This window comes from Romboutsia weinsteinii, assembly GCF_002250835.2.
Lineage (GTDB): Bacteria > Bacillota > Clostridia > Peptostreptococcales > Peptostreptococcaceae > Romboutsia_A > Romboutsia_A weinsteinii.
Window position 1 is genome coordinate 25,912 of sequence record NZ_NOJY02000008.1, and the last position, 12,424, is coordinate 38,335.

Genomic DNA, 12,424 nt, shown 5'->3' on the forward strand with positions numbered 1-12,424 from the left:
ATAACAGAGGGGATAAACATATTATGAATAACAATACTATGGAGTTAGAAAGAGTAATAGATTTAGAGAAAGTAAGAGTTACAGCAGAGAATTACTATAGAGATGGAGATTTCTATTGCTCAGAAGCAATAGTTAAAGTAATAAGAGATGAATTTAAAGTAGATATATCTGATGAAGTAATATCTATGGCATCAGGATTTCCAGTAGGAATGGGTGGTTCAGGTTGTACTTGTGGAGCTGTTGCAGGTGGAATAATGGCACTTGGACTATTCTTTGGAAGAAGTGAAGCAAGGGATGAAAAAGTAGGTAAAGCTATGGAATTATCTAAAGAATTACATGATTTCTTTAAAGGAAAAAATAAATCGGTATGTTGTAGAGTATTAACAAAAGGTATGACACTTGGAGAAAAAGAACATATGGATCAATGTGTATTCTTTACAGGTCAAGTAGCAGAGGAAACGGCAAAGATAATATGTAGAGAGTTAAATATAGACACGAAATAAAAACAGTATAAAGATCAACTAAGGAGAAAAAGAAAATGGCAGAAATATTAAACAATAATAATTTTGAATCAGAAGTAGAAAATGGAGTAGTTGTAGTAGATTTTTTTGCAACTTGGTGTGGTCCTTGTAAGATGTTAGCGCCAGTATTTGAAGAGCTAGGTAATGAAATGAATGAAAGTGCTAAATTTGTTAAAGTTGATATAGATCAAAGTATGGAAATTGCTAGAAAGTTTATGGTATCGACAGTTCCAACAATGATGATATTCAAAGATGGAAAGCAAGTAGATACTATGGTAGGTTTTATGCCTAAAGATTCTATAAAGGCTAAGGTAGAGGCTCACATATAAATTAAAATATTAGGGGGATAATAAATGTCTAAAAATTGGTATCCAGTTATTAATTATAGTAAGTGCAATAATTGTGGTAAATGTGTAGAGAATTGTAATTTTGGAGTGTATGATAAAGATCAATATCCAAAGCCAGAAGTAATTAATATAGAAGGATGCATAGAAGGTTGCAACGGATGTGCAAACTTGTGCCCAAATGGAGCAATTAAATATAGAGATACAAGAGAAAGTGGATATTGTGGGCCAGGATGTAGTTGCAAAGGTGGATGCTGTTAATTAAATTGTATAAAGAGGAGAATTAATTTGATAATTCTCCTCTTTCATTTTATGTATGGAGGAATATTAATGAAAACTTGTAGCAGTTGTGGTATAGGGGTGTTAATAGAAGGTAATAAAGTCAAATGTTTTAAATATAATACTGAGAAAGACAAAGAAACTAGTAGTGATGCGTGCTTATACTATATAGACTTTATATACGAAGATGGTGAGCTTTTGAATCAACTTCAGCATCTTCTTTTAAAGGAACAAGATTTAAAATCAAAGCATATGAAAAATACAATATAATAAATAAAGCATTTATGTACAGATTAATTGAAAAAATATAATTTCTATTTTTTTATAGGGATTATACTTTTTTATTTTAAGTTATTTGAAATTAATAGTAGTAGAAACTTATATAGAAAAAACTAACATCAAAAAAAATTGATTTATATGGTATACTTATGATAAACTATATCACACAAATCAATTCTAAATAGTAATTAATTGAAAAGGTAATATCAAAAAAAATTGATTTAGTATAATGTATATATTTTAACTTAAACCAGGATAAAATTTAATAGCATACTTTGAATTTAAAAAATACAGTTCTTATACTTTCAGGAGGTACAAGTAAATAGTTTTCATCACTTAGGTGTAAATAAAGTTGCTCTAGAATATATAGTATCTGCAACTTGAAAAGATGGAGTAGTTGAGGCTATAGAAAAAGTAGGAGAAGACTTTGTTATAGGAGTTCAGTGGCACCCAGAAATGATGACGAAAGAGTTTCCTAAAATGAAAAAAATATTTATGGCGTTAATTGAAGCTGCATCTAAATAAAATGTAAAAAGAATATGTAAAATACGAAATATAAAGGAGAAATAAATGAAAAAAGTGGATTTGACACAAGGAAAGGTACTATCTGTAATAGCAGCGTTGGCTATACCTATAATGGGTAGTTCACTTTTACAATTTACCTATAATATAGTAGATATGTTTTGGGTTGGAGGACTTGGAAGCAATGCCGTAGCCAGTGTTGGTTCATCAAGCTTTTTTATAGGCCTTGGGTACTCTATAAATACGCTAGTAGTTATAGGCGTAGGAATAAAGGTTTCGCATGCATTAGGTAAAAATGAAGAACATGAGGTTAAAGCATATATAAACTCAGGAATATTTATTAATTTTATATTAGGTCTTATATATGCACTTATTCTGATATTGGCTGGAAAGTACTTTATAGGATTTTTAAATCTAGGAAATGAAGTCGTAGAAAATGGTGCTAACTTATATCTAGCTATAAGTGCTCCAATGTTATTTTTCTCATTCTTTAACTTAATGTATATAAGAATACTTGGAAGTTATGGACAGAACTCAGGAGCACTTAAAATAAGTGCTGTTGGTATAATCTTAAACATAATACTAGATCCAATATTTATATATGTATTTAAATTTGGAGTATTAGGGGCAGCTATAGCTACACTAATAGCAAATATAGTTATGTATATAATGTTTAGGGTAAGCTCAAAAGGGTTATTTAACTTTGATTTTAAAATAGGAATAGATAAGGATAAAGTTGTTGAAATAATAAAACTAGGATTCCCGATGTCATTTCAGAGAGTACTATTTACTATAGTAAATATAATACTAGCTAGAATAATATCTATATTTGGATCAGATGCAATAGCAGGTCAAAAGATAGGACTTCAAATAGAATCAATAACATTTATGGTAATTGGTGGATTGAATGGTGCGATAGCAAGCTTTACAGGGCAAAACTATGGTGCTAAAAAATACGATAGAATTGTAAAAGGGTATCATACATCTCTAAAAATAGGTGTAGTATATGCAATTATAACATCAGTAGTATTTTTATTAATACCAGAGTATTTAGTCACTATATTTATAAAGGATACTGCCACTATAGAAATCGCTAGTATGTATTTAAGAATAATTGCAATTTCACAAATATTTGGTGCTATTGAAATGGTTTCAAATGGTATGTTTACAGGTCTTGGAATGCCAAATATTCCAGCTATGATAAGTATAATATTTACAGTACTTAGAATACCAATGGCACTAGTATTTATAAAGTATTTCGGTGTAAATGGTGTATGGATTAGTATATCACTATCAAGTGTTTTAAAAGGAATAGCATCATATATAATGTATAGAATTAAGGTTAGAAAGGATGACAAATATGCTTAAGACAATGAAGAATTTATTTACTAAACAAGAACTATTAAAAGGTAATTTTGGAGTTGAAAGAGAAGGACTTAGAGTAGATCCAAAAGGAAAATTATCAGAGAAACCACATCCAGTTATTTTTGGATATAAAATGTGTAATCCATATATAACAACAGATTTTTCAGAAAGTCAATTAGAACTTATAACACCAGCATTTTCAAGTACTAAAGAGACATATAAATTTTTAAATGCACTTTATGACATAGTATCTATGGAACTTGAAGATGAGTATTTATGGCCACAATCTATGCCAGCTATAATACCAGAAGATAAAGATATACCAATAGCAGAGTTTTGTGGATGTGAAGAAGGAAAAATCGCAAGAGAATATAGAGAAGAGTTACTTCTAAAATATGGAGGAAAAAAGCAATTAATATCAGGAATACATTATAATTTTTCATTTAATGAAAACATAATAAAGAAACTATATGAAAATAGCAATAAATCAAGTGATTATAAAGATTTTAAAGATGATATATATTTAAAGGTTACTAGAAATTATCTAAGATATAGATGGTTACTTATATACCTTTTAGGATGTACAAGCGTTGTACATGAAAGTTATAATGAGGACTGCGTAAAACAACTTGATGAAATATCAAAAGGAAGTTTTTCAAATGAAGGAGCGCTATCTTATAGAAATAGTGAATGTGGTTATAAAAATAAAATAGATCTATTCCCAAGCTATGACAGTGTAGAAGAGTATGTTAATAGCATCAATAAGTTTATAGATGAAGATTTTATTGATAGTCATAAAGAATTATATGCTCCAATAAGATTAAAGGCAAAAGATCCTAAATCATTACTTAAGTCTTTAGTAAGTGATGGAATAAATTATTTAGAATATAGAAGTATTGATATAAACCCATTTGAAAAAGGCGGAATTACTTTAAATGACTTGCATTTTATAAATGTATTTAACTTATTTTTATTAATTGAAGATGAAAGTAGTTATGAAAATTGGCAACAAGAAGCACTAAACAATCAGAATATAATAGCAACTCGTGGACAACATGATGTTGAGTTAATAAAAGATGGAAAGTCTATATCTAAGGTACAATGGGGACTTGAAATTTTAAATAAAGTTAAGGTTATAAATGATGAGCTACAATTAGGGTATGAAGACATAATAGAGGAAACAAGAAAAAGAGTCGAAGATTATAAAGAAACTTATACTTATAAAATTATTGAAAAAGTAAAAGAAGAAGGATATATAAATGCTCATTTAAATATTGCTAAAAAATATAAAGATTTAGCTTATAACAATAGATTTAAATTGGAAGGATATGAAGACCTAGAACTATCAACTCAGATTTTAATGAAAGAATCTATTAAAAGAGGTATCAAAACAGAATTAATTGATAGAAGTGATAATTTTATATCTCTTACTAAAGACGATAAAATAGAGTATGTAAAGCAAGCAACAAAAACATCAAAAGATAACTATGTAACTGTTCTTGCTATGGAAAATAAAGTGGTTACTAAAAAAATACTACAAAAGAGCAATATAAGAGTACCTGATGGTAGTGAATTTGATAATATTGAAGATGCAATAAGTGAAATTGATAACTTCACAAATAAGCCTATAGTTATAAAGCCGAAGTCTACAAATTTTGGGACAGGTATAAGTATATTCCCTCAAGGTGCTAGTGAAGAAGATGTTACGAGTGCATTTGAAATAGCATTTAAATATGATACTACAGTGTTAGTAGAAGAATTTATAAATGGTAAAGAATATAGATTCTTAGTTATAGGAGATAAAGTGGTAGGAATACTTCATAGAGTTCCTGCAAATGCAGTAGGTGATGGAGTAAAGTCTATTAGAGAGCTTATAGAGATTAAAAACCAAAGTCCTCTAAGAGGCAAGGGGTATAAGACTCCATTAGAAAAAATTGATTTAGATGAAAATGCAGCGTTATTTTTAAAGCATAGAGGATTAGATTTTGATTATATTCCTAAAAAAGATGAAGTAGTGTATTTAAGAGAAAATTCAAATATTAGTACAGGTGGAGATAGTATTGATTACACTGATGATATACCTCAAATATTTAAAGATATAGCTGTTAAATCCTCTCAAGCTATTGGTGCAAATATTTGTGGGGTTGATATGATGATAGATGATTATGCTAATGAAAATTCTGAGTATGGAATAATTGAGTTAAACTTTAACCCAGCTATTCATATTCATTCATATCCTTATATTGGGACTGAAAGAGAAATTGCTAAAGAGATATTAGATATTTTAGAATTTATCTAATATAAATCAAATTTAAAAGATACAAATAAATAATATATATGAACTCATATTGATGTTCACAGTTCGGGTAAATTTAAACAATTTATAACTATTAGAAGTAATTATAAAAAATGGCTAGGTACTGATGTGTTTTTAATACTTCTAGCCATTTTTGTTTATTGTAACTAAATTATATAACAGAACCAAAATAAATGTATATATACATAGATTTATAGTTACTTGGGTACCTCCTAGTTTATATGCTCTCTTTTATTTTCCCTACGATAACTCTTAAATCTATTGTTATAGTTTTTATATTAGATTTAATCAATTCATTAATTTGTTCTTTGCTTAAGCTAGATGTTAAAGGAGTCATTTTTATAAAATCTTCTAAATTAGAAGTCGTTGTTTTATAAGTGATTCTTTTATCATAAGCTATGTCTAAATTATCTTTAAATGCATTTATAATGTCTTTATTAGAATAGGTGTATTTTTTTATGTTTTCTTTTATTTCAGACCTTATTTCCTTCAAATAGTGTTCCTCTGGAACTACCTTTATTACGACTCCATCTTTATTTAAAACTCTGGTGAATTCTCTATAGTTTGAAGGTGAAAGTATATCTAGTATTATATCAAATTTACTATTTTTAAATGGTAGGTTTGATAAATCTGAAACACTCCATAATATATCATTTTCGTGTCTTGTTGCAAAAGAAATACCCTCTCTTGATATATCAATTCCAAATAGCTTGCACTTTTTATTGATTTTTTCTTCTAAATATAGCTGGTTTAAATAATATCCTTCTCCACAACCAGTGTCTAACACATAGTTGATATCTTTATTGCCGCTATATTTACCTACTATATCTATTATCTCTCTAGAAAGATTCTCATATATTTTCTCATCGTATATTTTACTTCTAGATTCAAATAAACTTTTATCATAAATTGTCTTAGCATTATTTTTTAATAAATTAATATATCCTTTTTTAGATATGTTAAAACAATGGTTATTTTCACATACTAAGCTATTTTCATTTATAGTTTTTATAGTGTTTTTACAAACTGGGCACCTAAGTATTTCTATATTATCATTAAGTAATATTCTTAAAACTTCAATCTTTTTTAATTTTTTCATCATTCATAATCTCCTAAATTTAACTGTTAGTATTAAATAACACGGAGTTATGACATTATATTAAATTTATATTAACGATAGCCACAACTCGTGTGCTATCCTCTTAATCTCATGTATGAAAGTACGCTCATTTTACTAACCTCCTTAATTTAGTGTAATAAAGATATCATATCATTATCTTGAACGCAAGATTTTTATTAACGTAAAGATTTAATACATTTTACCTTATTTTCATTTGAAATTTTTCTTATATATTTTACTATACCAAAAAATTCAAGGATAAATTAGTATTGTATTTAACGGTGTTAAGTAGTATTATATAAGTTATCAAATAACCAAGTTGATTAATACTTGATTTAAGGAGTAAAAACTATGATACATTCTATGAGATTAAGATAATACCGCAAGTTTTGATGCGGTGATCCCGTATTACAAAACTTGCTTTTAATTAAAAAAACAAATTTTGTAATAATAGGAGATATAAATATGAATAACAATTGGAAATATAAATTTTTAACAATATGGTTTGGTCAATCAATATCATTTTTAACAAGTGCAGTATTACAAATGGCACTAATTTGGCATTTATCTGTAAGCACTGAATCTGCAGCAATTTTATCTTTTGCATCAATAGTAGCATTTTTACCTAATGCTGTATTAGGTCTTTTTGCTGGTACGTTAGTAGATAGATGGAATAAAAAAATAGCTATGATAGGTGCAGATTTATTTATTGCTACTGTAAGTTTAGCTCTAGCTATATATGGTTTGTATGCAGAAATTCCAATCTGGCTTGTTCTTGTAATATTATTTGTAAGAAGTATTGGTACATCAATTCATACACCTGCAATTAATGCTGTAACACCTTTAATTGTTCCAGAAGATAAACTTACTAAATGTTCTGGGTATACTCAAACAGTTCAGTCAATTGGATATATGGCTGGGGTTGCTATTGCTGCAATTCTTTATCCTATTTGTAGTCTTAGTACTATTGTAATGTTTGATGTGGTCGGTGCAGTATTTGCTTCTATAACAACTTCATTTGTAAAAATACCTTCAAACCCGACTGCTCAAAGGCAAGAAAAAACTAATTTATTGTTAGAAATGAAAGAAGGATTTAATGTAATTAGAAAAAATGAAGGTGTATTTGCTCTAATTTGTATAGGTGCCATATTTATGTTCATTTACTCACCAATAAATGCATTATTCCCATTAATAACCCTAGGTCATTTTAATGGAAGTACAATGCATGCTTCAATTACTGAAGTAACATTTTCTATAGGTATGCTTATAGGTGGTATGGTTCTTGGAGTATGGGGTGGATTTAAAAATAGAGGATATACTATTGTTTCAGCAATAGCCTTAATGGGTGTTGCTATAACATTATCTGGAATTTTACCAAGTAGTGGATTTTGGATATTTGCAGTTTTATGTATAGTAATGGGATTTGCAGTTTCTTTTTATTCAGGTCCACAAGTTGCTTTAATACAAGAAAAAATTGATATACAGTATCTAGGTAGAGTATTTGGATTTTTCGGTAGTGTAACATCTTTTGCTATGCCAGCAGGTTTAATTCTTTCAGGATTATTTGCTGATAAACTAGGTGTAAATAACTGGTTTATATTATGCGGTATTGCTTGTATATCTTTAGCTGTGGTTTCGTTATGCTTTAAGAGTGTGAGAAATACTAATAAATAGAACAAACTAAATTATAACTACGGATGCGATAGCACTAATAAATAGATCTTTTACATCCGTAGTTTTTAATTATATAGATATTTTTATGCCATTTAAAATTATCTTCAAACCCTTCATAAATTCAACTTCTAAATCTAAATTAGTGTTAACTATTCCTAAATTTCTGAAAAGGGTATCTGATTCATCTACATTTTCAAAACAAAAGTTTTTTTCATCTGATACAAAAGATAGCACATAATTATTAATTAACGTAGAGCTTATAAATACATCTTCTTCCTTTACGCCTAAATTAAGTATTAACTTATTTATATTTTTTATAAGTTCTAGTCTTGAAGGAGTAATAGGAGGTGTCATCTGCATTATTTCAACTGAGTCTCTAATTGATTTTAATACTAATCTATATTGAATTATTAAATCAATTAATAAGTCTTCATCAGACTCTTTTGTTGTACTTTGACTAATTTGCTGACATATATATTCAGAAATAGAAAGTAGCAGTTCACTTTTATTTTTAAAATGCCAATAAATAGAAGTAGCACTTACATTCAATTTTCTAGCAATTACTCTCATAGAAAGCTTATCTATTCCATCTTCATTTAATATATCAATTCCTGTAGATACTATTAAACTTTTTGTTAAACGTATATTTTCATCCATCTCTATACCACCCTTCCTCATATATATTATTATACCAGAAATTTCAATAATAATTAATATTGCACTTAACAGTGTTAAGTGGTATTATTAGTTTATCGTAATTAGTAAGAATTATGATGAAATAAATCTAAGGAACCCAGTTCCTATACTATATTGTTAGGAGATATTTTAAAATGATAATTAAGTTTATGCGCTTACGTTAATTCTAGGTACATTTCATTTATATTTACCAATTTTGTTTAGATACATTTGGGATATTTGATTGTACCTTTGTAAAAATTTAAAATTAAACATCAAAAAATAAATGAAAAGAGGAATAAATAATGAATGAAAAAATAACTAGAATTAACGGAATTGATATATGTACAGAAAGTTTTGGAGACTCGTCTAAACCAGCAATCTTATTAATAAATGGAGCAACAAACTCTATGGTTTATTGGGATGAAGATTTTTGCAAGCAGTTAGCAGACTCAGGAAGATTTGTTATCAGATTTGATAATAGAGATGTTGGACGTTCAACAAATTATGAACCAGGTACATCTAACTATACAGTTACAGATATGGCAAATGATGCACTAGGAATACTTGATGTTTATAATATAGAAAAAGCACATATTATAGGAATGTCATTAGGTGGTATGATTGCACAAGTAATAGCTTATAATCACTCTGACAGAGTACTAAGTATGACTAATATGTCATCAAGTCTTTACGGATCTGATGAAAGTGAAAGAAACTTACCATCTATAGATGAATGTTTATTTAGCTATTATGCAAAAGGTGCAGAAATTGATTGGACAAACAATAATGAAGTTATTGACTATTTAGTTGAAGGTGGTAAAATGCTTTGTGGACCAAAGCGTATCTTTGATGAAAATAGAACACGTAAACTAGCTACACAAGATGTTAATAGAGTAAATAATATCCTTAGTATGTTTAATCATTCAACTCTAAAAGGTGATGATTTCTATGAGGATAAGATTAAAGAAATAAAGATACCTACGCTTATAATTCATGGTACAAATGATGTTATACTTCCTTATGAACATGCATTAGCACTTCATAACGAATTACCTAATTCATCTCTAGTTACTCTTGATGGAGCAGGTCATGAGATTAACTTCTCTGACTGGAATACAATGATAGATGCTATCATAGAACATACTTCAAAATATGAGTAAAACTTGTTTTAGAATAAATATTTTAAAATAGTTAAAATATACTGTATCACTAAAAATGGAGGGCAATTACCCTCCATTTTTTAGTACTAGATTAAATACTCTTCATACTTTATATAACTCTATTTGATTACATTCAAGATCAAATAGAGCTATATAATCTATATACCTAAAGTCTAAAACATCTTCATTTTTCTTTATATAAGGTATTATTTTACCTTCTGGATAAGGAACCTTTACTTTACATCTGATATGATTTTATTTTTGCATAAGAATATAAAATTTTATTAGATATTAAAATGTAGTTATTTATAAAATTTAATAAATTGATAAAGTTGTATTTTAAAATTAATTAATAATTTAGGGTACAACTTTTTTTATAATCTACAATAGGAATACTAGAGAAAGAACAAAATGGAGTTACAGTTCCTAATAGTGCAGAAACAGTTGAACCCGTTATTCCTTTGAATTTAGTTAATATTTTTTTAGTTCTCTCAGGAGGGAAGTAACTTTGTATATATGATATAAAAAATATTAGTACAGATAAAAGTAAAAAAATTTTGATTGTATCATATATGAAAAGCTGAATATCTCCTCCTAATCTAGAAGCTACATCTAGATTTAATACACTTTCAACAAAGGATGTTACTAAATCTGATAGCCACTTCATACCCAGAACTTGTTCTGTGAAAAATTTAAATATGTCCATACGACCTCCCTAAAATACAACAAAAAAAATTGATGTTAAAAATAAAAAAAGATATTAATTAAACATCAAATTATTATCTAATATTCATTATATCAATTTTTTTTGATTTGATAACTATTTATAAAAATAATTTTTGAATTACTTCGTAAGTCAATATTTTAGAAATACTATCTCTATTTACGGAATAATAATTCCATTTTCCTCTAGCAGTTTTGTCTATAAGATTTGCTGATAGTAGTAATTTTAAATGGTAAGATAACTTAGATTGAGATATATCAAATATATTTACAAGTTCACAAACACAAACACTTTCAGCAGAATATAGTTTTTTTAGTATTTCTAGTCTGATAGGATCAGATAAAGCTTTAAATATTAAATCTATGTTATTCATCTTCTACCTCCAATATTATTTATTATTATATCAAATATTTTATATTCAATGATAAAGTTTTTAACTATAGTTATTAAATTTTATATATTAGTATTAGAAGCTAGTGAAAGTTAAATTATAAGAATATCATAAGGTTATATAATTTATTCTATATTTAGAAAATGAACTAGAGATACAATAAAACTAAAAAAGGCTACAGAAATTTTAACTACTTATAGAGAGTTATAACTAAATATAAAAAAACTAAGGAGAATATAATAGAGCTTATGAGAATAGCAGTAATTTCAGATATACATAGTAATATATATGCACTTGATGAGGTTTTAATTGATATTGAAAAAAGAAGTGTAGACATGATTGTTTGCACAGGTGATTTAGTGGGATATGCTACAAGACCCAATGAGGTAATAGAGACTTTAAGAAAAAACAAAATACTTACTATAATGGGTAACTATGATGATGCAATAGGAAACTCAAAAATAGCATGTGGATGTGACTACCCAAATCCTAAGGATGCTGAAAAGGCAGGGCTTTCAATGCATTTTACAGGAAGTAATACGAGTGATAAAAATAAAGAATACTTAAGAAGTCTACCTAAGGAAGCAATATTTACTTTTAATAATAAGACAATAAGATTTGTTTATGGAAGTACAAGATTAATAAATGAATATCTAAAAGAAAACTCTAAAGAAGCTGATGAAGTTATGAATGAGTTAATAGAAGATATATTAGTTTGTGGACATACTCATATACCATATGCTAAGTATTATGGTGAAAAACTACTAGTAAACGCTGGAAGTGTTGGAAAACCAAAAACTAACAATCCTAATGCTAACTATGTAATTATAGATATAAAAAATACTGATGAGGAAATTAATAGTTCTTCACATGTTGAGGTTGAAATAGTAGAAGTAGCTTATGATTATGAAAAGATGGCAAAAGAAATAGAAGGTGATGAAATACTACCAAATGAATTTGCAAGAATTATAAGAGAGGGTAGTGCTAAATAGCTATTACATAAGTTAAAATATTAGTTATTAATTATAAAACTGTAATCTATAATAGTAG

13 protein-coding genes and 1 pseudogene are annotated in these 12,424 nt (G+C 27.5%); 10 read left to right on the top strand and 4 right to left on the bottom strand.

Annotation, left to right across the window (positions count from 1 at the left end; all coding sequences use genetic code 11):
• Positions 1 to 23 precede the first annotated feature (23 nt).
• The 7 genes and pseudogenes from CHL78_RS06100 (at position 24) to gshAB (ending at position 5,609) form a co-directional block, all read left to right on the top strand.
• Entirely contained in the window at positions 24 to 503 is a 480-nt protein-coding gene (locus CHL78_RS06100) for a C-GCAxxG-C-C family protein (protein WP_243446383.1), read from the top strand.
• A gap of 35 nt (positions 504 to 538) precedes the next feature.
• Complete coding sequence (trxA, locus tag CHL78_RS06105) at positions 539 to 850, top strand: thioredoxin (RefSeq protein WP_094368671.1); 312 nt, start codon at positions 539 to 541, stop codon at positions 848 to 850.
• Between the two features lie 24 nt (positions 851 to 874).
• Positions 875 to 1,126: a 4Fe-4S binding protein gene (locus CHL78_RS06110; protein ID WP_094368670.1), complete on the top strand. Its 252-nt coding sequence runs from the start codon at positions 875 to 877 to the stop codon at positions 1,124 to 1,126.
• 69 nt (positions 1,127 to 1,195) lie between these two features.
• On the top strand, positions 1,196 to 1,414 hold the full coding sequence (locus tag CHL78_RS06115) for a hypothetical protein (protein ID WP_094368669.1): 219 nt from the start codon (positions 1,196 to 1,198) through the stop codon (positions 1,412 to 1,414).
• Positions 1,415 to 1,816: 402 nt separating this feature from the next.
• Positions 1,817 to 1,948, top strand: a pseudogene (locus tag CHL78_RS21475) (gamma-glutamyl-gamma-aminobutyrate hydrolase family protein); the annotation flags it as partial.
• Positions 1,949 to 1,993: 45 nt separating this feature from the next.
• A complete protein-coding gene (locus CHL78_RS06125; RefSeq protein ID WP_094368668.1) occupies positions 1,994 to 3,313 on the top strand; it encodes an MATE family efflux transporter in 1,320 nt (439 codons plus the stop codon).
• Entirely contained in the window at positions 3,306 to 5,609 is a 2,304-nt protein-coding gene (gene gshAB / locus CHL78_RS06130) for a bifunctional glutamate--cysteine ligase GshA/glutathione synthetase GshB (protein ID WP_094368667.1), read from the top strand. Before CHL78_RS06125 ends, gshAB begins: the two co-directional genes overlap by 8 nt.
• Positions 5,610 to 5,844: 235 nt before the next feature.
• Here the strand turns inward: gshAB and CHL78_RS06135 are convergent, their stop codons facing one another.
• The gene (locus CHL78_RS06135; protein WP_243446384.1) at positions 5,845 to 6,729 is read right to left on the bottom strand and encodes a methyltransferase domain-containing protein; all 885 of its coding nucleotides are present in this window, start codon (positions 6,727 to 6,729) and stop codon (positions 5,845 to 5,847) included.
• Positions 6,730 to 7,206: 477 nt separating this feature from the next.
• On the opposite strand from CHL78_RS06135, the gene CHL78_RS06140 reads away from it, so the two are divergent.
• Positions 7,207 to 8,421, top strand: a complete 1,215-nt coding sequence (locus CHL78_RS06140) for an MFS transporter (RefSeq protein ID WP_094368673.1) — start codon at positions 7,207 to 7,209, stop codon at positions 8,419 to 8,421.
• Between the two features lie 69 nt (positions 8,422 to 8,490).
• On the opposite strand, the gene CHL78_RS06145 is transcribed toward CHL78_RS06140, so the two are convergent.
• The gene (locus CHL78_RS06145) at positions 8,491 to 9,078 is read right to left on the bottom strand and encodes a TetR/AcrR family transcriptional regulator (RefSeq protein ID WP_158540644.1); all 588 of its coding nucleotides are present in this window, start codon (positions 9,076 to 9,078) and stop codon (positions 8,491 to 8,493) included.
• A 323-nt stretch (positions 9,079 to 9,401) separates the two neighbouring features.
• On the opposite strand from CHL78_RS06145, the gene CHL78_RS06150 reads away from it, so the two are divergent.
• Positions 9,402 to 10,259 (top strand): alpha/beta fold hydrolase, encoded by an 858-nt coding sequence (locus CHL78_RS06150; RefSeq protein ID WP_094368665.1) that lies wholly within the window; start codon positions 9,402 to 9,404, stop codon positions 10,257 to 10,259.
• Positions 10,260 to 10,608: 349 nt separating this feature from the next.
• Here the strand turns inward: CHL78_RS06150 and CHL78_RS06155 are convergent, their stop codons facing one another.
• Complete coding sequence (locus CHL78_RS06155; RefSeq protein ID WP_094368664.1) at positions 10,609 to 10,965, bottom strand: permease; 357 nt, start codon at positions 10,963 to 10,965, stop codon at positions 10,609 to 10,611.
• A 118-nt stretch (positions 10,966 to 11,083) separates the two neighbouring features.
• On the bottom strand, positions 11,084 to 11,356 hold the full coding sequence (locus tag CHL78_RS06160; protein WP_094368663.1) for an ArsR/SmtB family transcription factor: 273 nt from the start codon (positions 11,354 to 11,356) through the stop codon (positions 11,084 to 11,086).
• Between the two features lie 266 nt (positions 11,357 to 11,622).
• Here CHL78_RS06160 and CHL78_RS06165 point away from each other — a divergent pair, with 266 nt between their 5' ends.
• Positions 11,623 to 12,366: a metallophosphoesterase family protein gene (locus CHL78_RS06165; protein WP_094368662.1), complete on the top strand. Its 744-nt coding sequence runs from the start codon at positions 11,623 to 11,625 to the stop codon at positions 12,364 to 12,366.
• The last annotated feature ends 58 nt before the right edge of the window (positions 12,367 to 12,424 follow it).